Origin of the sequence: Bradyrhizobium sp. CCBAU 25338 (genome assembly GCF_028128965.1) — a bacterium.
Lineage (GTDB): Bacteria > Pseudomonadota > Alphaproteobacteria > Rhizobiales > Xanthobacteraceae > Bradyrhizobium > Bradyrhizobium liaoningense.
The window spans coordinates 68883-89970 of record NZ_LFKY01000031.1; the positions used below are offsets into that span (position 1 = coordinate 68883).

The 21088-nt window shown below is 58.8% G+C and carries 21 protein-coding genes and 1 pseudogene; 12 read left to right on the forward strand and 10 right to left on the reverse strand.

Features of this window, described 5'->3' with window-relative positions:
• The first annotated feature begins 815 nt into the window (after positions 1-815).
• From ACM42_RS11715 to ACM42_RS11725, 3 genes are all read left to right on the forward strand, one after another.
• Positions 816-1229: a hypothetical protein gene (locus tag ACM42_RS11715; RefSeq protein WP_271528065.1), complete on the forward strand. Its 414-nt coding sequence runs from the start codon at positions 816-818 to the stop codon at positions 1227-1229.
• A 116-nt stretch (positions 1230-1345) separates the two neighbouring features.
• The gene (locus tag ACM42_RS11720; protein WP_442868924.1) at positions 1346-1654 is read left to right on the forward strand and encodes a recombinase family protein; all 309 of its coding nucleotides are present in this window, start codon (positions 1346-1348) and stop codon (positions 1652-1654) included.
• A 20-nt stretch (positions 1655-1674) separates the two neighbouring features.
• Positions 1675-2253, forward strand: coding sequence for an abortive infection family protein (locus ACM42_RS11725; protein ID WP_271528066.1), 579 nt, complete (start codon positions 1675-1677; stop codon positions 2251-2253).
• Positions 2254-2303: 50 nt separating this feature from the next.
• On the opposite strand, the gene ACM42_RS11730 is transcribed toward ACM42_RS11725, so the two are convergent.
• Entirely contained in the window at positions 2304-3353 is a 1050-nt protein-coding gene (locus tag ACM42_RS11730) for a hypothetical protein (RefSeq protein ID WP_271528067.1), read from the reverse strand.
• A 224-nt stretch (positions 3354-3577) separates the two neighbouring features.
• Between ACM42_RS11730 and ACM42_RS11735 the strand changes: the two genes are divergently transcribed.
• The 3 genes from ACM42_RS11735 (at position 3578) to ACM42_RS11745 (ending at position 5944) form a co-directional block, all read left to right on the forward strand.
• Positions 3578-4270: a helix-turn-helix domain-containing protein gene (locus ACM42_RS11735; RefSeq protein ID WP_271528068.1), complete on the forward strand. Its 693-nt coding sequence runs from the start codon at positions 3578-3580 to the stop codon at positions 4268-4270.
• A gap of 83 nt (positions 4271-4353) precedes the next feature.
• Entirely contained in the window at positions 4354-5028 is a 675-nt protein-coding gene (locus ACM42_RS11740; protein WP_271528069.1) for a hypothetical protein, read from the forward strand.
• Between the two features lie 172 nt (positions 5029-5200).
• Complete coding sequence (locus ACM42_RS11745; RefSeq protein ID WP_271528070.1) at positions 5201-5944, forward strand: hypothetical protein; 744 nt, start codon at positions 5201-5203, stop codon at positions 5942-5944.
• Between the two features lie 4 nt (positions 5945-5948).
• On the opposite strand, the gene ACM42_RS11750 is transcribed toward ACM42_RS11745, so the two are convergent.
• The 5 genes from ACM42_RS11750 to ACM42_RS11770 are packed head-to-tail and all read right to left on the reverse strand — an operon-like array spanning position 5949 to position 9442.
• Positions 5949-6848 carry an SDH family Clp fold serine proteinase gene (locus ACM42_RS11750; protein ID WP_271528071.1) on the reverse strand — a complete coding sequence of 300 codons (900 nt, stop codon included), beginning with the start codon at positions 6846-6848 and terminating at the stop codon, positions 5949-5951.
• Entirely contained in the window at positions 6838-7266 is a 429-nt protein-coding gene (locus ACM42_RS11755) for a DUF6527 family protein (protein WP_271528072.1), read from the reverse strand. Before ACM42_RS11755 ends, ACM42_RS11750 begins: the two co-directional genes overlap by 11 nt.
• On the reverse strand, positions 7263-8645 hold the full coding sequence (locus tag ACM42_RS11760) for a ThiF family adenylyltransferase (protein WP_271528073.1): 1383 nt from the start codon (positions 8643-8645) through the stop codon (positions 7263-7265). The genes ACM42_RS11755 and ACM42_RS11760 overlap by 4 nt, the downstream gene beginning before the upstream one ends.
• On the reverse strand, positions 8642-9028 hold the full coding sequence (locus ACM42_RS11765) for an E2/UBC family protein (RefSeq protein ID WP_271528074.1): 387 nt from the start codon (positions 9026-9028) through the stop codon (positions 8642-8644). Before ACM42_RS11765 ends, ACM42_RS11760 begins: the two co-directional genes overlap by 4 nt.
• A gap of 12 nt (positions 9029-9040) precedes the next feature.
• A complete protein-coding gene (locus tag ACM42_RS11770; protein ID WP_271528075.1) occupies positions 9041-9442 on the reverse strand; it encodes a multiubiquitin domain-containing protein in 402 nt (133 codons plus the stop codon).
• A gap of 83 nt (positions 9443-9525) precedes the next feature.
• Between ACM42_RS11770 and ACM42_RS11775 the strand changes: the two genes are divergently transcribed.
• The gene (locus ACM42_RS11775; protein ID WP_247439684.1) at positions 9526-9744 is read left to right on the forward strand and encodes a DUF6290 family protein; all 219 of its coding nucleotides are present in this window, start codon (positions 9526-9528) and stop codon (positions 9742-9744) included.
• 1 nt (position 9745) lies between these two features.
• Here ACM42_RS11775 and ACM42_RS11780 read toward each other — a convergent pair whose 3' ends face one another.
• Positions 9746-10321 carry a Fic/DOC family protein gene (locus ACM42_RS11780; protein ID WP_271528076.1) on the reverse strand — a complete coding sequence of 192 codons (576 nt, stop codon included), beginning with the start codon at positions 10319-10321 and terminating at the stop codon, positions 9746-9748.
• A 5-nt stretch (positions 10322-10326) separates the two neighbouring features.
• Positions 10327-10533 carry a hypothetical protein gene (locus ACM42_RS11785; protein ID WP_271528077.1) on the reverse strand — a complete coding sequence of 69 codons (207 nt, stop codon included), beginning with the start codon at positions 10531-10533 and terminating at the stop codon, positions 10327-10329.
• A 691-nt stretch (positions 10534-11224) separates the two neighbouring features.
• Between ACM42_RS11785 and ACM42_RS11790 the strand changes: the two genes are divergently transcribed.
• The 4 genes and pseudogenes from ACM42_RS11790 to ACM42_RS11805 form a co-directional block, all read left to right on the forward strand.
• Positions 11225-12634 carry a DUF2130 domain-containing protein gene (locus ACM42_RS11790; RefSeq protein ID WP_271528078.1) on the forward strand — a complete coding sequence of 470 codons (1410 nt, stop codon included), beginning with the start codon at positions 11225-11227 and terminating at the stop codon, positions 12632-12634.
• A gap of 184 nt (positions 12635-12818) precedes the next feature.
• Positions 12819-15506 (forward strand): AAA family ATPase, encoded by a 2688-nt coding sequence (locus tag ACM42_RS11795; protein ID WP_271528079.1) that lies wholly within the window; start codon positions 12819-12821, stop codon positions 15504-15506.
• Positions 15507-15589: 83 nt separating this feature from the next.
• Complete coding sequence (locus ACM42_RS11800) at positions 15590-16093, forward strand: hypothetical protein (protein ID WP_271528080.1); 504 nt, start codon at positions 15590-15592, stop codon at positions 16091-16093.
• Positions 16094-16375: 282 nt separating this feature from the next.
• Positions 16376-17257, forward strand: a pseudogene (locus tag ACM42_RS11805) (acyl-CoA dehydrogenase family protein); the annotation flags it as partial.
• Positions 17258-17302: 45 nt separating this feature from the next.
• Here the strand turns inward: ACM42_RS11805 and ACM42_RS11810 are convergent.
• On the reverse strand, positions 17303-18007 hold the full coding sequence (locus ACM42_RS11810) for a TetR/AcrR family transcriptional regulator (protein ID WP_271528082.1): 705 nt from the start codon (positions 18005-18007) through the stop codon (positions 17303-17305).
• Between the two features lie 142 nt (positions 18008-18149).
• Positions 18150-19349 (reverse strand): ABC transporter substrate-binding protein, encoded by a 1200-nt coding sequence (locus ACM42_RS11815; protein WP_271528083.1) that lies wholly within the window; start codon positions 19347-19349, stop codon positions 18150-18152.
• Positions 19350-19471: 122 nt separating this feature from the next.
• Between ACM42_RS11815 and ACM42_RS11820 the strand changes: the two genes are divergently transcribed.
• Positions 19472-21088 carry a class I adenylate-forming enzyme family protein gene (locus ACM42_RS11820; protein ID WP_271528084.1) on the forward strand — a complete coding sequence of 539 codons (1617 nt, stop codon included), beginning with the start codon at positions 19472-19474 and terminating at the stop codon, positions 21086-21088.

Sequence of the window (21088 nt, forward strand, 5' to 3'; positions counted from 1 at the left end):
TCCAGAATTGACTTTGTTTTTCTGTGCGGTGAGCCTAACCCGCGTGCGGAAATCCTGTCTCAACGAAATGCACTTCGGAGGGCGCCGCGGAAAGTTCGCAAGAGGCGGCAGCGAAAGGGGCGGCTGTCCGGTCCCTGATGGATCGTTCGCACGAAGCGAAAAAGTGCCGGCCAGCCCTTGACTACATACGGCCCCTCTTTTTTGAAAGGCGGCAACGTCTGAGTAGGCTGGGTATCCCGGCCGCGCCGCCCTTGGAGGCGGTTAACCCTCCTCGGCACCCTATCTCGAAAAATAGCGTCAGCCCTTGATCTCGCGCGGCAGTTGCGTTTGGATATATCGCCTTTGGGGGAGAGGAAATGCGTTGGCCGAGTATTGCGGTGCTCTGTGTGGCACTGGGGGGATGTTACGCAACAGGCGCAGACGTTCGCGCGAAGTTAGGCCAAGAGTACGTCGGGAAAAACGTTGATGCTCTTGTCGTGCGGTGGGGGCCGCCCGCAAGCAGCTTCAAGATGAACAGCGGCGAAACCGCCTTTAGCTGGCAGCTAGCGAGTGGGAGTTCTGTTTCTGTCTCTCGTGATGGTCCGTCCAGCGCATCGGGAAATTCGCGAGCGTACGCTTGCAAAGTCAACGTCGTTGCAGCGCCAAACGGAACGATCAAAAGTCTCGATACCGAAGATAAAGACAGCAGCCTTTACTACGGGCCTATTCCCACTGGCGTCCAACTTGGCAGTGTTTGCGCAGAGCAACTTGGAATGAAACAGCAGTAGAGGCTGACGTTCCAGCCTCTTGACCTACTGACAGGCGGATGATCGCCTATGCGTCAAACGTCATGGCTCGTTCTTATTGGTCTGATTGCGATCTTCTCGCCAGCTTCAGCGGCAATCAATCCGATGGCTAGCTCCATGCACCTGGGCTACGCATCCGGGGCCGGTGATCAGTGGCAGCGGATTTATCTACGGCTTTCGGGCCTCTCCCAGCGAAATAGGACAGAGATCAAAGTCATCATCCGCACCAAGGGTCCCAGCATGCAGGGCTTGATCCGGGTGCCAGGTGCACCAGCATCCAACTTCGACACCGGCAACGGTATGACCGCTGTTGATCTAATCAACGTTCGAAGTGACAGCAGCGAGTATGCTGAAATTGCAATTCTAGAAATACTGTTCACCCAGTCGATGCCTGGGCAGTTCTATGAGGTGTTTGCCGTCGAGGACAGAGACCAAGCCAAGTAGATTTGCTAAAGTGCCATTAATGCGGACGTGCGCCGATGGCAAACTCGCTCGTCATACGCCGAGGAACGAACTTAGAGAAGCGTACCCGGGCTTTGCGTGCAGCGCAGTACGTCCGAATGTCGACTGAGCTTCAGCGGTATTCGATACAGAACCAAGCTGTTGCCATAGCCGCATATGCCCAGCAACGGAATCTCACGATAGTTCGAACCTATGTTGACGAAGGCCGCAGCGGCCTGAGGATCAAGGGTAGGCCGGGCCTTATTGAACTGATTGAGGACGTCCAATCTGGTAACGCGGATTTCGGTCACATCCTCGTTTACGATGTCAGTAGGTGGGGTCGCTTTCAGGATGTTGATGAAAGTGCGCACTACGAATTCATCTGCAAACAGAATGGCGTTTGCATCGCCTACTACGGACATTCATAGAGGACGAGCCCGCGTCCCTCGTGGCACGCACACTGCGCGCGATGTGGGCCTACCGTCAGGCCATTGCCTTTACGCCTTACGGGGCGACCCCAGAGGACTGCAAAAGGCAGGAAACTAATCTCTTCGGCATTATCAATCGCATCGAATCCGGTGGGGGAACGCCTGCGATCGATGCCGTGGTCGCGTTCACGCACGACGAGACGCTCGAGGAGCTGGTGCAGGCCATCCGCAGGGATGCTGAAGCGGACAAACCCCAGGCCGCTCTCGATCGCCTACACACTTATTCGATGAAGAAGTTTGCCCACCTCCTCAGGCTGCATGGCGCTCCAACCAGCCAAGAGGAGCCGCTGCATAGCCGGGTAGGGCGCTATATCAAATTGCTGGAAGCCGAGCGTGAGTTGAAGCCGATCACCAAGCAGATTTTGAAGAACTGCATCGGCATTTTCCAAAGCTATAACGACGTGCGTAACTCCCACTCGTTCGCGCACGACAATACGGTCATCGAGAAAGAAGAGGCCCGGTTCATTTTCGAGACCGTGGTTTCGATGTTGCGCTTTGTCCGGTCCGTCGAGGCTGCGAAATTCGAAGCGGCTAGCTAATAGTCAAAACCGCAAACGCCGCCGTACGGCTGTTGGAGCATGCGCCTCGTTCAATCAGCGTTCAGAAACTCATGGCGGTCATAGTTCCACTGGTCAAAGTTCACGCCGCTGAACGTTAAGCTGCTGGCTGCGCGTGCTTCGAGCGGATTGGTGCCTGACTGCATACGGTTCAACAGGATCTTGTGAATGATGGGCTTCTGCTCGTTCCACCAACTCATGCTCACGCACGTATTTTCAAGGTATTCGAACGCCGTTTGGATCGCCAAGGCGCTGTATTGCAATGAGTCTTGGGCAATGAACGAATCGGCGAACTGCCGACCGATCTTGGGCCGCCCTTTGGGCCAGAGCATGATGACAGCGGCGTGGTCCTTTGCCGCAAGAATATTGAAGCAAACAATGTCGGCGATGGTCTCAAGATCGTAGATGAGCTGTAACGGCTTTGCGTTGTAGTCATATAGAGGAAGAACGCTTCCCACAGCCATGATTGAGGGTAGCTTCTTAAAATGAACGACAAGCGCGCTGACTTGGTCGTACTTTTGTCCGAACAGATTCGTGGCGCATGCGTCGAAAGCTGTGCCGATATCTCGAACGCTGGCAAACGTGTTGATAGCCTGAGCTTTGAGAAACTCTATTGCTTCTTTGTCTTTTGGCTTCTTTGATTGCTGCTGTTCGATCTGATGCAGTGTCGACTGATAGCTGCTCACCCTCCGATAAAGTTCCGACGCCAGCGTTCGATATTGAAGGAGTGTCAGCTGATGGCTGTCAAAGACAAGCTCATCATCTTCAATGTGAGCGAAGATCTTCTTGTCATGCGTGGCGCAGAAGCAGTTCAAGACCGAGAAATTCCGGATGCCGTATTTCTTCATCGTGAATTGCCCATCTGATCGGGCAAGGTCTGCGAGAGTGGCGCCAATGGCATACACATGGCCATCAGACGCGATTTTGGCGAGTTGACTGTACGGAATGGTATGCGCGGCGATGATTTTCCCCTGGCAGGTCTCGGACGAGTGAGGCTTTGCCAGGCACGTCTTCGTCTCGAAGATGCCCTTCATGACCTCGGCAGTGGTCCAGTATTCGTTTGGCATTTTTGGTTCGGCCATCAGCCCAGCTCCCGTCTTCAGGCCGCCCTCCGACCGAGCGTCCCATTGGCTCAAAATAACCGGCTACTTAAGGTGGTCAACCGGAGCGCACCATTATGAAAGAGAATTCAATGGCTTAAGCGATGGCAGGGCGGGCCTGGGTGATTGTTGTCGGCTACTGTCGGCATTCTGCCGTGTTCGACCCTGGCGGGCCAGGCCTATGATCTGGGTCACAGGAGAACGAAATGAACATCACCTTGCTTGACCCTAAAATGCTCGGCTTTTGGGCCCGTTGCGTCCGGGACGCTCAGCATCTTTCCCAGGATGCGCTAGCCGCGAACGCCTCCGTCAACATTCGGACGGTCCAGCGATTTGAATCCGGACAGCCCATCAACGTGATGTCACGTCGCGCGATCGCCAAGGCGCTCGGCTACGACGATCCGGATATCTTTGATGACCCTAAATTCATCGAGAGCGTCCTGAGCTTCTTCGATAACCTCAAGGACGTGAAACAGAAGCAGCTGGATAACCAGCACCCCGATCAGATCCGGGTCAAGGCAGAGATCATTGCTTCTGGCGAAGACGCCGTCGGATTTGCGGATACCGTCAACGCGGCGTCGTTCACGATCGACGCCGACCTTGGTGAAGAGGCCAAGGAGCTCGGGGCTGCATTCTGCGACTATCTCCGGGATCTGATGGACGTGGACGATATCGCGATGTCGGCCCGCCTGGCGTTCGCGAAGGACGTAGGCGAGATGTTGGATGATCTTCGCAGCAAGGGGGCGTCGGTCTACAGTGCCATACGCGACCACCAGCTCCGTAATGACAGCTGGAATGACCAGTCTCCTTGGCCGGTCAAGGTCGGTTTTCTGGCCGTCGTCCCTGCGGACCGGCATCTCGAAGTCCTGTACGTCCCTAAGCGCACCCGCTTCGCCTAACGCGAGTCGCAGAGCCAGCGCTTAAAAGCTGCTTAGCCTTTCGGGTACCTGGGGTTATTCTGCTGCGGTTGGGGAGGCATGCGATGTGGTACGACGAGCTAGCAGGGAAATCTTGGTTCAGTCTCTGGTCCGGCTACATGTTGTGTGGAGGCGATTGTCCGGGTATCCGTCGGCACGAAGGTCCGTGCCCTGCCTGCGGTGCAGCCCCGGCTGATTTCTCGTCGACGAGAACAACCAGTGATGGTCGAACAACGTTAGCTTATATCGTCGCCGGGGCCGAAGGTCGCTATGAGGACTATATCTACCTTCAGATGCTTCAGCGTGAGTGGGAGCGACCGGTTGTCGAATTCCAAGCGCTTGCACACTCTTCCAATGTCGAGCGTCCATCTGCGCAAGCGGCCCTCGTACTGCTGTTCTGGGGGTACTTTGAGACCCGGATCGAGAGACTTCATCGCTCGGCGATGCGGAAGCTTCCACAGCGCGTTCTAGAGGATCAGCTGAAGCGCCATTCCGGAATCGGAAGCCGTCTGTTCGATCTGTACAGGATATTCTTCGGTACGACCTATTTCGATGATCTCCGCGACCAAGGTTTTGCGGCTGTTGCCGATCTGCTGAGCGACATTCACAAGCGCCGGAACGAGTTCAGTCACGGGAAGCCTCAGGCGATTAACGACGCGACCGTGAAGGCCCTGGTCGAAAATCTCAAGGCCGAGCATGAGGCCTGGATCGCGGTTTACAATAATCGTGTGAGGCCCTGAAAAAGTGGGCGAAGCGAAGCGAAAAAGAGAGGCGGTACTGAATGGCCCGTGCCCGTGCGGTTCAATGCGCCCTGGGCGGTCATGTTGTTTCAATGGCAAGGACTGGTACAAGCCATCCGCGGTCCTTGCGTTAAGGGCACTTCCCCAAGCATCAAGCGTCGCCAAATGCTATATGCGCGACCTTGGTTCGTGCGTCGGCCCTATTTCGGGCGAGCACATTATTTCGGAGTCGGTCATCCGCGTGTTGATGGGCGACGGCGATTTCTCCGTCGGCGGACTCCCGTGGCTCGCGCCGGACGAAGAGAGGGTACTCGCGCCCCAAAATCTGCGGACGAACTGTCTTTGCGCTAAGCACAACAGCACTCTTCATCCACTTGATGATGCCGCCAAGTATTTCTTCTCTTCGCTCAAATCGTACCTGGAAGTGGATGCGGGATCGCGACACGCCCTCGTGTCGGGGCATGACCTGGAAAGATGGCTGCTCAAGACGGCCAAGGCGGCGGCAGTCTCGAAGAATCTCGCAAGGGGAAGGGCGCCGCTATCTGGCGCCTTCTCGCGCGACGCAACGCTATTGGACATGCTCGACGATCCCCGTCATTGGCCGGAAGGTGCTGGGCTCTACTGCACCATGAATACGGGTGACCGAGCCCTCAACCATAAGCGCTTCCAGCTGCAGCCGCTCACAAATGCACAGGAAGATATCGAAGCGCTGGCGCTGAATATCTTAGGCCTAAGCTTTGTGTTGATGCTCGAACCTCTGGATGAGGGCAAGTATCCGTTTCTGCGCGGTGCTCGATATCGGCCGGGAAGAATCATCATCGCGTACCCCGCCTCGACCAACTGGCTGACAATGAGCTGGGATGACGGTAGGGCGCACGCGCCCCTGACGATGCAATTCGTGCGGCCGATATCCTAGGGGTTCAGACGATTTGCGAGGCGTGGGCCGACTCGTAGATCTTTTTGCCTTCTTGGGTTTCAAGGCGGAGCAGGCAGTAGAGCTGCCAATATTGGCCCCAACGCGCATCATCCGGCGAGAGATACTCAATCGGCAGACCAAGTTGCTTCGCATCGGCGAAGTCGATCGGCTGACCGTGGGTCTTCCATTGGCTGGCGCTCATCAAGGCTTGAGAAATCGTCGAACTCGGCGCGCCACGTCTCTTGAGCATATCCTCGGCAAACGTCCTCACGCGGTCGCGGATGCCCTGGAACTTCTTAACCGTCCTGGCGTCGAAGCTGTCGAGCATCAGCAGGGCAATTGGATCGTTAGGATTTTTGCGCATCGCCTCGCAGTGTTCCTCGTAAGCCTCCAAATAACCCATGACAGAATAGGGCAGGTCATTGCCGCGCGAGTCCTTAAGGAAGACCTGCGGATCGATCATGCCAAGCTCGGAGGTGTTGCTCATGATGATCTTGCTGGCGGCAAGCGCCATCAGGGTGCCGGCGCTCTTTGCCAAGTCGGGGACGATCACCCGGAAGGGCTGCGTGCCAGCTTTTGCGAGCATCAGCTTGACCAGCTTCTCGCAGGCATCGACGTCACCACCACCGGTGTTGAGAAGCAGATCGATCGCCGAATTTTCGCGTATATTGTGGAGCATCTCCACAAAGCCCATGACGTCGTTGCGATCAATCTCGGCTTCCAAGCTCGAAACGTAGCAGATGAGCTTTGTGCCCTCGGATGCGTTTATCTGCTTGATGAGTTCCTGCCGTTGGTAACGGCCCGCGTTCATTGCCGCATACATTGGCGTCTTTGTAAGTGGACGCTCGGTTTTGTGCGGTGCGGCTTCGGACGCCGGCAAGGTCTCCTGACCGTTATCGCTCACCAAATGAATCCCCCATCCAATCAACTTTTCCGTTTTTTATGAAGTAATGGCATCTGCGCCGACCATTATGGTAGTTCACGCTCGGCGAAAGCGACAGAGTACCCTCAACCGTAGATAATTGCCAGAACGGGCTGCGACCGCGATCGAGGTTCAGCATGATGCGATGGCCGCTTCTGCAGGGGCAATCGAACGCGATCCATTTCAGTCGCGAGGCGTCGCCGACAACGACTGCGGTATTGCTTGGCAGCTTCTCAGGTATCTCATCGGCTGATTCGACCTGACCGATGCAGTACAGCGGCGGCTGATCCGTTAGCCACTGAGGAAGCCAGCCGAGCTGTAGCCACTTCCATCGCGGCAAATGCGCCAGGCGCGGTGGAAGCCAGTCGGTCCATCGCCACTGCCACCAACGAATCTTCATGCGCCGGGCCACGCCTGTTCGAGGAAGGGATCGCCATCGCCCTTGCCGATCTTCTGGCTTTCCGGGTTGCAATAATGACCCGGCCGCGGCTTAGCGTTGTTGGTCGAAATTTCCCTCTCGTGCCAGCGGAAGAGCACCTCCGTCGGCCTCGGGCTCGGTCCAAACCCGATCAGGCGCTCCAGAAGCTCGTTAATGGCGGCTGAAGCGATGCTGGTCGTGAAGGTCACCACCGCTGGTTCTATGCCTCCCAGGACGGGCGCATAGCCCTCATTTTCAAGCCGTATCCGCTCCTCCGGCGTTCGCAGCTCTGTTTGCGCGCGCGCAAGGTCGATCCGGTCGCGGCAGACGAGGCAGGCGCCGCCTGGGGTGAGGGTGGTTACGCGGCCATTGATGCTTGCCAAGGCCCCATCGCCGCCCAGCAGCACGCCGCAATCGATCACGGGGGTAGCCAGGAAGGTCGAGAACCGCGACAGAACCAGGCGGCCGGCGTTGTCATCAGTGCAACCAAAGACAACGTCGCACGGGATCAGTTCGCGCGCCGTTTTCTCAAGGGTCACCATCGCCGGCACGGTATGGCAGTCGAGATCGGGTGCTATCGCTGTCAGATGGCTTTGCAGCATCTCCGTCTTTGGTTTGCCGACTGCGGCAGGCGTGGAGCCGTAGACACGGGTGACATTGCTCTCGGTCAGCGTATCGGCGTCGATCAGCGTAAGATGCCGCACGCCGATACGCACCAACTGCTCGGCGACCGCCGAGCCGGTGCCACCGCAGCCAACGACCCCTACTCGCAACGCCCCGAGGGTTTGCTGGACATCGGTGCCGAACGCACGGACGCTCCGGTCAAAGATCGCAGGGATCTGCGGCGCGCTCGAATTGAAAGAATTCACAAGCTGCCATTTGTCGCCGACGCGCCAAAGGCGATCGATCGGCGCTTTGCCGCCGTCGCCGAAATGTACCTCGCCGGTAAACGTGATCCCGTCGTCGCGCGGCGACGCGATAAGCGTGACGTACAGTTCCGAGCCCGAACGCAACCGGAAAAGGTCGGAGATGTCCTGGTCGACTTTGCGGTCGGCCATGCTCGGTGTGGGGTGACCGACCATGCCAGGATGCGTGTGAAACCAAATCGGAATGGCGCCAATGCTCTCGGCTTCGGCAAGGGCAGGCACGTACCCCTGTGACGCGATCGCGAGATGGTCTCCTTCACGCGCGAGATAGGCGTCTTGAGGCACCCAGCGCATTCCACGCCCGAGGAGCCGGATGTCGCCGTTCGGCGCGCGGGCGATACCCGCAAGCAGCACGCCCGCGGTTTCCACCGGAAGTCTAGCGGTCTGCTCGATCTCCTGGAAAAGCGGTTCTATCAGGACCAGTGTAATTGTCATGATGCTCCTGGGGCCGCTTTCAGCAGCTCATTTCTGATCAAGGCGAAGTAGCTTTGAAGCGAGTCGATGCCTGAGCGCCATTGGCCCGCTGTAAAATGCCGCGACCAGCGCTGCCATTGGCGCCCGAGATGGCCCTCGCGCGCTTCGGTAGCTGGAATGACAACACCGTCGGTTCGGCGTACCGGTGGGTCGAACCACCACATATCCGGCGGTACATCGGGATAACCAGGGGCCAGGCGAATCAGCAGGTCGCTGGCCTCCTGGTCGAACCCCTTAGGAAGCGGGTACGATGGAACGAGGACGCAGATGACGCCGCCTTCAGTCGTGACCTGATGGCCGGGGGCCTTGGCGCTCAGAAATTCCATATCGTGTGAAGGCAGCACGGCGGTCGTTCCTTAGACGAGGCCCGGATTGATCTGCGCGGGCGCGGTGAAAAAGCGCAGGCCGTCGCGCATTTTCACTTTCTGAGTGTCCGCGATCTTTTCGTCGGAGCCGCCCGGCACGACCTCGAACAGGTCCCGGTCGGGGCCGATGGGCGGATTGGGCAGTGCCCGCAGTTGGGCGCCCGTGAGGAAGTGCTCCGTCACCTTGAACTCGGTGCGGTCGATCTTGATCTCGTAGGGATGCTGACGCTCCTCGAACTCCTTTAGCTCTTCCAGCTCATGGCGCTCGAACTGTTCCAGCTCCTGTTTCTGGCGCTCCTCAAACTCCCGCAGCTCACGCAGCTGGCGCTCCCTGAAGGCTTCCAGCTCCTTCTCGCGGCTTGTCGAAGCGCCGGTCTCGTCATGCTCAGTCATCGTGGTACCTCCATTGATTGATACCAAGATACCACGATACTGTGGCGCTTGACAAGCCCGGTGTTAAGGTGCAGATTTCCCGCATGAAAACCACGAAAGCCATGACGATCCGCCTGACCGACGAGCAGGCCGAAGCGCTCGAAACCGTCGCATCGGTCGAGCAGCGGGCTATTTCGGATGTGATTCGTGCCGCGATCAGCGAGCACATCGAGAGCCGGCGCAAAGACCCCGCCTTTCAGGAAGACCTGAAGGCCCGTTTGGCCCGCGCGCGCAAACTCCTGGCGCGTCAGGCCGGCGAGTAGCTCAAAGCAGTTTCCGCAGCTCGTTTTTGAGCAGACCGATCTTACCGTGGAAGCTCGCGATCATCGCGGGCATGAAGGTTTCGGCGTCAACTCGATCAAAGTTGAGCGGGTAGCCGACATGGCGGCTGAAAAGATGCATGAAGGCCAATTGGGATCTGCCGTTCCCCTCGCGAAATGCATGAATGGCGTTGAGCTCAGCCAAAAAATCCGCGGCTGCATCCAAGAAGTCTTCTGCGGTTGTGCCACGCTGTAGCGCCGGAAGCTCAAGCTTCTTGAACAGCTGGTTCATGCTTGAGGAGATGTGTTCGGGGTAGCAGAACCAGTTCCCGCCCTTTGCCGTGCGGACTGTCCGGTATTTCCCGGCCCAAGTATAAACGTCCTGGAACAAATGGTGGTGGATGCTTCTATAATGCGTTGGCGTGAAGCGCCCCTCAGGCAAGGGCTCTCGCGACCTCAGCGCCATCATTTCGAGTTCAAACGCATCCAGGGTTTTCGCATCCCTGAGGCGGGCTCGGTTCTTAAGGACCGACGTGCCTTTGTAGCAATAGGGGTCGTCGGATACGTCGTAGCCGCTCAATTCGGTTAGCGGCCTTTGGGCTGAACGTACGCCCTCAATACCTCAGCTCGCTTTTGAGCGGGCGTCAGCTTCGATTTGTTGAGGGCTGACAGGCGCTCCTTAGAAGCTTTGCCAAGCTTCAACCCTTCGACAGCCGAAATGGCCGCAAAAGTCTTGTCTCCCAAAATGCGGGAGGAAGAATTGATGCTGGAGCCTTTGCGCTTGTCGGTCATGGGCGAACCATATCACGGATTCTAGGGGGTGGTGAACACGAACTTTCAGATACGCCATCAGGCGTTATCGCTACCTTATCGAAGATATAGGGGTGATCTTGCTAGGCGCACCACCTCGTATTTGCGATTTTGCGCCGCCTGCTGTGAGGGACAGGTAATGGGCCCGGACTTGCCAAGCCGCGCCAAAGCTTGAGTTGAAAGAGCTGGCTTGGCGTTGGTTGAGAGGCAGAGTTCGGACCAGGGGCTAAGGATGCCATCCTTTCCTTACTGTTCGCGTAAGGAAAGGAAAATGGACTTTCCTTTCCTTATTCCATCCTCGCCGTGAAAACGTGCAATCGCATTTGCGGGTTTACGACGTGCGCACCGAGAAAACCTCTGTGGCTCTGGCCATCGCTGATACGTCCACATTTGCCGCTTCCTCTGTCGCAAAATATCTCAGTAGAAGCAGAGCTTAAGGAATACCTAGGGTTGCCGGCTTGCCGCTTTGTTTGCCGGTTGGGTTAGCGGACCACACCTGCCGATAGCGGGAAATCAGTGGATTTCCAGCTGAAAATGCCCGGAAGCGATGCGTATCGCTTGACCGTCCAGATTGGCTTGTTCTAATTTTGTTCTCAAATGTGCGGGGGCGATTCTGTCAGCCCCGCAGCCAGCTTTTCAACGAAAACAGGAAACGCCCAGCCGGGCAGGAACCATGCACGAGATCATCTGCCCCCACTGTACCAAGGCCTTCAAGGTCGATGAGTCCGGTTATGCGGATATCCTGAAGCAGGTCCGTGACGGCGACTTTGAAAAGCAGCTGCACGAACGGCTGGAGTTGGCCGAGCGCGACAAGCAGAGCGCCGTAGAATTGGCCAAGGCCCAGGTCAGCGGCGATCTGCAGAAGACCGCCGCTGCCAAGGATGCCGAAATCCAGGAGCTGAAGTCCAAGCTTGAGGCCAGTGGAGTTTCGCAGAAGCTCGCGGTGAGCGAAGCGCTAAGCGCCGTCGAAAAAGAGCGGGACAGGCTCGCGAACGCGCTGGCCGAGTCCGAGCGCGAGAAGAAGGCGGCCTCGGAGCTTGCTGAGGCGCTTTTGGCCAGCGAGCAGCACAAGATCACGGCCGCCAAGGAAAAAGAAATCCAGGAGCTGAAGGCTAAGCTTCAAGCCGTCGAGCTGGAGAAGAAGCTCGCCGTGACCGAAGCCGTCGGCGCCGTCGAGAAGGAGCGCGATGAGCTGAAGAACGGCATCAAGCAGGTCCAGCTTGAAAAGCAGCTGTCCGAGCAGTCGCTCAAGGACAAGTACGAAACCCAGATCAAGGATCGCGATGACGCGATCGAACGCCTGAAGGATATGAAGGCCCGCCTGTCGACCAAGATGGTCGGCGAGACCCTCGAACAGCACTGCGAGGCCGAGTTCAACCGGGTGCGCTCGATGGCGTTTCCTCGGGCGTATTTCGAGAAAGACAACGACGCCCGGACCGGCAGCAAGGGCGACTACATCTTTCGCGATGCGGACGAATCCGGCACCGAGTTCATCTCGATCATGTTCGAGATGAAGAATGAAAGCGATAGAACCGCAACGAAGAGCAGGAACGAGGATTTCCTAAAGGAGCTTGACCGCGATCGCACCGAGAAGGGCTGCGAGTACGCGATCTTGGTCTCCTTGCTCGAACCCGACAACGAACTCTACAACACGGGCATCGTCGACGTCTTCCACCGCTATCCCAAGATGTACGTCATCCGGCCGCAGTTCTTCCTGCCGATGATCACGCTACTGCGGAATGCCTCTCTCAATTCCTTGAAATACCGGACTGAGCTGGCGCTGGTTAAGGCCCAGAATATCGACATCACCCAGTTCGAAAGCCAGTTAGAGACGTTCAAGACCGCGTTTTCAAAGAACTACGATCTCGCCTCTCGAAACTTCCAGACGGCAATTGCCGAGATCGACAAGTCCATCGACCATCTGCAGAAGACCAAGGATGCGTTGATGGGTACGGATCGCAACCTGCGCCTTGCGAACGACAAGGCGCAGGACGTGACGATCAAGAAGCTGACGCGGGGCAATCCCACGATGGCAGCGAAGTTCGCGGAGCTGAAGAGCTCGCCTGCGGAAGCGGCTGAATAGCTGATTCACGACTTCAAGATTCGTCTCTGGAAGGTCAGCGTTTCTAGGCTGAATAGACGTGATCCGTCCGGCCTAACGTCTATTTGAGTGTGGGGTGGTGTCTTGACAACCGAAGTCGAGCGCTCTCCATTGATGCAATCCATGATTTTGCATTTCCAGATATACAATTTCCGCCGGAACGCATATGGCAAGCGATAATGAACTATTCGATTGGTGCGTTGCACGCCCGCGCTGGCAACAGGAAGCCATACGGCTCCTCACCACCAAGCCGGCTCTCGACACAGATGAACTCAAACAGCTAGAAGATGCGGTAAGGGCGGAAGCAGGGATTACCGCCGGAAAGGCGCCCGACTGGCCTGCGCTGACGAAAACTCACCTCAAGGCGGGCAATCAGTTCGCGCCGGTCACCGTCCTGGGCTCGATCGGGCCGTTGCGCAATATCGACCGGTTGGCTGCGGCACAGCCGCCGCTCAAGTTTGCCATCAACGGCGTGACGCTGATTTACGGTCCGAACGGTTCGGGTAAGAGCGGGTATTGCCGTATTGCCAAGAAAATTTGCCATTGCCTGCACGACGTAACCCTACGGGGTAACGTGTTCGAGCCGGCCACATCCAATCCCCGGGAGGTGAGCCTGACCTTCCGCGTCGATGGTGACAAAACCCGCAGCGTGCTCTGGGATGACAGAAAGGCGGCGCCGCCGGAACTGGGCCGAATCTCGGTCTTCGACAGCGATGCTGCAGGACTGTACGTCGACGCCGAGCGCAACATCGAATTCTTGCCCTTCGAGCTTGCTCTGTTGACCAACCTCGCCGAGGTTCTGCGCATCCTGGACGCCCGCTTCAAGGCTGAGGAAGCGGCCTTGAACAAGGTGCATCAGGCGCCGTTGCCGCTCGGATACGAGAAGCGCACCAAGGTATCGGCGCTGATTGGGGCCTTGAAGGCGGACCAGAACCTTCCTGACGCCCAGGCGTTGCGGGCGTTGGCCGCTTGGACTGAAACGGACGAGTCTGCCTTTCAGGCGCTCGCGCTCGAGCTCAGCAAGGACCCGGTTCTTCTGTCGAAAGTGAAGGAGGCCACCAAGTCGACCGTCGAGACGCTGGTTGCTGATGCAAATACCCTCGTCGATGGGATCGGCAATGCCGGCCTTGCGAAACTGAAGGACGCGCGGGAAAAGGCAGCGGCCACGCGCGAGGCGGCGAAGGCAGCCGCTTCCTCCTTGGCCGAGGATTCGGCGGTTCCGCAGCTGGGCAGTGAGACCTGGCGCCAACTGCTGAGGTACGCGCGCGACTTCGCCGCCGAAGCATACCCGGACCTTCAGCCGCCCCAACTGGCTACCGCTGATACCTGTGTGCTCTGCCATCAGCCTCTCGATGGACCTGCCCGCACGCGACTCGTTGCTTTTGATGAGTACATCGAGGGCCGAGCTAACGCGGACGCCGAAAAGGCAAAGAAGGAGTTCGGGGATGCCGCGCGCACCATCCTTGAACTCAAGATTCTCAGCAGTCAGGAGATCAGGAGCCGCCTCGTCAACTTCGTCGAGGGCTCGCCGCCCCGTCAGGCGCTGGCGGACAAGCTTGAGCGGTTCTACGGCGTCTGCCAGGAACGTCACACTCTGGTTTCAACAGCCATCAAGACAGTCGAGTACGCAGGTCTTGAGGTGCTTGCGGATCTCGACCGGTCGATCATCGACGAACTGCTGGTTGAAGTCACCGTCCTTGCCAACGAGATCAAGGGGCTGAAACCAACGACCGACGAGACCGCCAAGCGGCTGAAGCGTCAGCAAGAGTTCGACGAGCTGGAAGCGCGGAAAAAGTTCTCGGCTGACATCGACACCTTCGTGGCGCGACGGAATTCACTCGATCTGTTCCTGAAGACCAAAGCGTGCGTCACCGCCTGTTCTGTCGCCGGGATTACCTCCCACATCACCCGCATCAGAAGGAAGGTACTGACCGCGTCCCTCCAAACCAGTCTTGAAGACGAGATCAAAGCCCTCGACCTTCAGCATCTACCCCTAAAACTTGCCGACCGAGGGGAGGTCGGCAAGAGCAAGGTGCACATTGGACTGGATGCCCAGCAGAAGGTCGGGAAGAACAGTGACATCCTGAGCGAAGGGGAAAAACGGGCGCTCGCCCTGGCAGGCTTCCTCGCCGAATTGAAAGAGGTCGGCGCCAGGCACGGAATCGTGGTCGATGATCCGGTGTCATCGCTGGATCATGCCCGTATGGAAGCGGTGGCGAAACGCCTGGTCAAAGAGGCCGCCGCCGGGCGGCAGGTCATTATCTTCACGCACAATCTCTTCTTTCACCATGCCGTGTTCGAAACCGCGCGGGACATGAAGGTGCCTCTGCGAGAGGAATGGATCGCCAAGCATGCGGACGGACGGTTCGGCATCATCGACGTCGGTCAGGAGCCCTGGATTTCCATGGGTGTGACGAAGCGGATCTCAATCATCGACGGCTTACTGCAAAAGAAGAAGCCGACCTATTCGGAAACCGATGAGACAGAGCGCTCGTTTGTCACCGATGTGTACAGCAAGATGCGCGAAACCTGGGAGCATGCCATCGAAGAAATTCTTTTCGCGGGCGTTGTCGGCCGCTTCCGCCCCAATGTCGCGACCCTCAAATTGAGGGCCGCCCGCGTCGAGCAAGCGGACTACGAGGCGGTGCACGCTGGCATGACGCGGTGTTCTAAGTATTCCGGCCACGACCAATCAGCGGGAGTGCCGGTTGATCTTCCCAAGTTTATTGAAATAAAAGCCGACCTCGACAAGCTAAACGCCTTTGTCACAGCCGCGAATACTCGTCGGAAGACACTCGAAAAAGAAGGTCAACTCTATGAGGCGGGACCCGTGACGGCCGAGGTTCTCGACTAGCAATCGCCGCCAGGTCACATCGCTTCCTGATTTTGCCGCAGCGGGCCGTGCCAGGGTTCAAAAACGAACGATCGGGGAGTGTGATGGTGGAAGCATGGTTTCCAATGGTCAGAGATGTGGTGCTATTCGCCATTGCTGTTTACGGCGCGGTGCTCTCGACATTTAACTGGCGGCAAGCGGCGCGAAAGGATCGCCGCCAAATCACCATCAGCGCTTCGACTGCAATGCCGACCTACGGCGACCAACTTGGAGCGCCTTACGCGAAATTGGAGGCGCTCAATACCGGCCATCGCGTCGTGACCGTTAAAACCCTGACGTTCGAGACCACTAGCGGCGCCCGCTTGGCACCCATGCTCACCGATCGCTCTCCAGGTATGCCGGACACCCGATTGACGGTGACGTTGTCAGATGGCCAGAGCGCGCATCTACTGTTGCCCTATTCTGACATCGCAGAAGCGTTGATGGCGAATCGCCAGGCCGGCGTAGTGAAACTTACGCCCATTTGCGTGGACTCGGCCGACAACGTCTATCGAGGCGAACCATGGGACGTTGATCCCCGCGAATTTCTGCAGATGGGTGTCAGCTAGGCGTCGCACTCCCCCATGAAGATCTGCACCCACCCGGCCGGTAAGGTCGGGTGAATAGGTCAGCAGCGCAACCCATCAAGGCATCCACGCGGCGTTGCACGCGGAGCCTCCTTGACTGGTCGCTCAGGCCTGCTGCCCTCGAATTCTCCCGACCGGCCGCGATGGAGCAGCCGATAACCAAAGGGAGATCCTCACATGACCGACACCATCAAAATCCGCAGCTTGAACGACAGCTTCCGCCAGACACTCGTTTTCGGCGGCACAGTTCTCGTCACGTCCGGTGTTACCCGCCTAACTATCGAGCGCCAGGCCAAATTGCTGGAGCTGGTACGGACGTTCGACCGCTTCACCCTGGGCAACGATTCCCATGGAGAGCACGACTTCGGCAGCATCGAGCTCGATGCCACGCGATTCTTCTTCAGGATCGACTACTACGACCGCGATGGCAGATTTGCATCGCCCGATCCGGCTGACGCGACCGTTACCAGGCGCGTGATGACGATCATGAAGACACTGCGGACTTCGCCACCCTGGACAATGCCCGGCGATGCCGGCGCCAAGGGCATTTCGCTGATCGTGGTCGAGACATCAGGTGCGGACGGCTACAAGCGCGGGCGCAACCTCGACAAGATCGGCCTGCACGCCTCCGACACCTCGGAGCTGTTCTTCGACAACGTGACCGTTCCGCCTGAGAACCTGCTGGGCAAGGAGGAAGGCCAGGGCTTCGTTCAGCTGATGCAGCAATTGCCGCAGGAGCGGCTATCGCTCGCGGTCGGCGCCGTCGCCTCGATGGAGCGCGCGGTCAAGCTCACCGCCGACTACACCAAGGAACGGAAGGCTTTCGGCAAGCCGCTGCTGGAGTTCCAGAACACCGCCTTCACGCTCGCCGAGCGCAAGACCGAGGCGATGATCGCGCGCGTCTTCGTCGACTGGTGCATTGAGCGCCTGGTCGCCAAGGACCTCGACACCGTCACGGCCTCGATGGCGAAATACTGGTGCTCGGACAAGCAGGTCCAGACCGCCGATGAATGCCTCCAGCTGTTCGGCGGCTACGGCTACATGCAGGAATATCCGATCTCGCGCATCTTCGTCGATTCCCGCATCCAGAAGATCTATGGCGGCACCAACGAGATCATGAAACTGCTGATTGCGAGATCGCTGTAGCGTCCTTCCGATCGCAGGCAGGATGTGGGCCCCGGTGAACTCATTTCATTCCGTTCCCGCTGGTTGTTGCGCCGACATCTCCATGAGGCCGTGGCTGATGAACTTACGATAAGTCTCTATTGCATCAGACATGGCGGCATCAATGTCTCGGCTGCGTGAGACCTGTTGCGAGAATACGTAGTCGCGGGCGGAGATCAGCAGATAGGCGAGGGTGTCGAGCTCGCTCTCCTTGTATTGCGGCAGCTCGCCATTGTCCCAGCTACGTTTCAGCGCGCGCCGGAAGCGCGACAGGATGTTGTCGATGTGCTTTCGATAGGCGGCCGGCGCGGCGACGGGAGCCTCGTGCAGCAACCGGAAAAACCAGGGATGCTGCCGGGCGTATTCCAGGAACCCGACGAATCCGCGGATCTCCATGTCGACGAAGCCCGATGCACCCTTGACCCGGGTGTGCAGGAACTGAAGCACCTCGCCACCCTTGATGGGCAGGAGCTGATCGAACAATTCGTCGCGGCTGTTGAAGTAGGCGTAGAACGTTCCATGGCCGAGGCCGGCCCGCTCCATGATCCGGGAAATGGATGCCTCTGTGTAGCCGTATTGCCCGACGATCTCTGCCGCCGCATCGTAGATCGCCTGCCGTGTTCGCTCGGATTTCTCTGCCCGGGTCAGCTTGCGAATCCGCTCGTTGGGTGCGCGCGACGCGGGGATACGATTGATCGGCCTGATGCCGCGCGCAGTCTTCGTTCTCGCCATGGTCGCGGTTCAATTGCCTCTGGTGTCGGCCTGGATGCTCGCCCAAGGACCGGGCGGGCATCGATACTCTAACCGCCCCGATCGGGGGAGGCCAGCCGCAGGCAGGCTCGACCATACGACGGCTCGGACCCGAGAGACGACATCATTTGATCAGCGGACAGGCCTTGTCGCTCAGGGGGCGCCAGGTGGCCTCGGGCGCGATCTCGGAGACGATCTTGTAATAGTCCCACGGCTCCCTCGACTCCTCCGGCGACTTCGTCCGCGCGACATAGGCCTTGCGCGGCAGCCGGCCGTCCTCGCGCAGCTTGATGCCGTCGGTGTAGAAATCGTTGACGGGAAGCTCCCGCATCTTCGCCATGACCTTTTCGGTATCGGTGCTGCCGGCAGCACTGACGGCTTTGAGAAGATGCATCGTCGAGCTGTAGACGGCCGCATGGGCTTCCGCCGGCATCACCTTGTTGCGCACAAAGAACCGTTCGGACCATTCGCGCGCCCGCTTGTCGAGATTCCAGTACCACACGGTGGCGAACAGGATGCCTTCGGCCTGTTGGGGACCGAGACCATGGGCGTCGGCCAGCAGGAAGGCGAGCGCAACGAGTTGCTGATTGCCGTTGGCGAGCCCGAATTCGTGCGCCTGCTTGATCATGTTGGTGAGGTCCTGCCCCGCCGAGAGAAAGGCCACGGTATCGGCCCCGGAAGATTGTGCGCGCACGAGAAACGAGGAAAAGTCCATGGTGCCCGGCGGATGGCGGACGCTGTCGACGATCTCGCCGCCATTCTCGGACACGACCTTCTTGACCTCGCTTTCCAGCGAATGGCCGAACGCCCAATCCTGCACGATCAGGAACCATTTCTTGCGGCCCTGCCGCAGCAGCGCGGCTGGAAGCGCGTGAGCGAACAGGTAGGAATCGTGACTCCACTGCACGGTGTTCGGCGAGCACGACTTGCCGGTGAGGTCTGCGCTGGAAGCGCCGGAATAGATGGCGATCTTGTTCTTGCTCTGGACGAGCTCGCGGACCGCAAGCGCGACCGCGGAGTTTCCGATGTCCATGATCGCGTCGACGCCGTCGACATCGAACCATTTCCGGGCGATTGCGGCACCGATGTCGGGCTTGTTCTGGTGATCGGCAAAGACGAGCTCGATGGGTTGACCGTTGACGGTCTTGCCGAAGTCCTCGATTGCCATGCGTGCGCCATCCACCGAGCCGGCGCCGAGCGATGATGACAGGATCCCGGTCATGTCGGTGAGCACGCCGATCTTGTAGGGCCGCTTGTCCTGGGCCGTGGCCGAGCCGGCCAGCAGCACCAGGCTTGCAGCGAACGCGGCCGTCCAGATTTTCATGATTTTACCTCCCTGCATTTTGTTTCCAACAAATCATCATTGTTTCAATGCGTTGTCAAATGATTTGACTTTCGAATCGAAAGTCGAATATCTCGTCATCAGAAACGAAAAGGGAGACGTGCATGGATGGGGCGGCACGCGGCGCCGGCTTTCGGATTCCTGACGCGGCTCGGGAAGCCACGGTCTTCGATCTGGTGCGGCGCCAGTCCGAGCAGCGGCCCGACAGCGTCGCGTTGATTGCCGCCTCCCGGTTCGGAGGCGAGCACCACCTGAGCAATGGCGCGCTCCATGACCGGGCCACGGCGCTTGCCGCGGGACTGCGGCGACTGAATCTTGCGCAGGGCGATCGTGTCGGGCTGATGTTCGACAACGAGTCCGGCCTCGAAGCCGCGGTGACGATGATGGCGCTGCACCGGCTTGGGCTCGTCGTCGTGCCCGTCAACACGCGCTTTGCGGCCGAGGAAATCATCTACGTGCTCAACAAGGCGGGTTGCGCGGCAATCGTCGCCGCGCAGGAGTTCCTGGCGCAATTGACGGATCTGAAGCCGCGAATCCCGTCGTTGCTCTCGATCGTCGGTGTCGGAACGAGCTTTCCGGGCAACATAGTCGATTGGCGGGAGCTGGCCTCGGCCGATGCCGCCTCGGTCAAGTCCTGGCCGGAGGTCTCGCCGGATGCGATCTCGGAGATCCTCTTCACATCCGGCACCACCGCGCACCCGAAAGGCGCCGTGATGACGCACAGCCGCAGCGTGACGTCAGCCTACGGCTTCGCCGATGCGCTGAGCCTGGAAGCGAGCGACGTGTTCGGGAGCTTCTTTCCGTTCTTCACCACGGCTTCGCTGCATTGTCTGCTGCTGCCGTCATGGTGGGCGGGCGCGACCGCCGTGCTCGATCCGCGCTTCGACGTGCCGGAGATCATCGCCCGCATGCAGCGCGAGCGCAGCACGAAATATATCGGTGCGCCGACCTTCTACGTCTTTCTGCTCGATGCCTATGATCCCGCGAGGCAGGACCTGTCGTCGATACGGATGTTCGATTATGGCGGTGCCTCGATGTCGGTCGAAGTGATCCGCAAGCTTGCCGCCACGTTTCCGTGGGTCGAGCTGCGCCAGACCTACGGGATGACCGAAAGCGGACCATCCGGCACCGTCATGCATGGCGAGGACAATCTGACCAAGTTGGGCGCGGTCGGCCGCCCCTGGGCCCTGACCGAAGTTCGAATCGCCGGCGAGGACGGCTCCATCCTCGGACCGGGCGACAAGGGCGAAATCGAGATCCGCAGCCCGGCCGTGATGCGGGAATATTTCGGCGAGCCTGGGCTGACCGAGCAGACCTTCCACGATGGCTGGTTGCGCACCGGTGACGTCGGTTACCTCGACGAGGACGGCTACCTCTTCCATGTCGATCGCAAGAAGGACATGATCATCCGCGGCGGTCACAACATCGGCTCGCTCGAGGTCGAGGAGGTGTTTTTCGCGCACCCTGCCGTTCGGGAGGCGGCGGTGGTCTCGGTGCCGCATCTCAAATTGGGCGAAGATATCTGCGCCTTCGTTGTCCTGCAGGCCGGCCAGGCCGCCACCGCGGATGATCTGCGTGCGTTCTGCGCCGACAAGCTCGCCGACTACAAGATTCCCCGTCGCATCGAATTCGCCAGCTCATTGCCGCGCGGTCCGATGGGGAAGGTGTTGAAGACGCTGCTGCGCGATCAGGTTCAGGGGCGGCTTGCGGAAGGAGTGTAG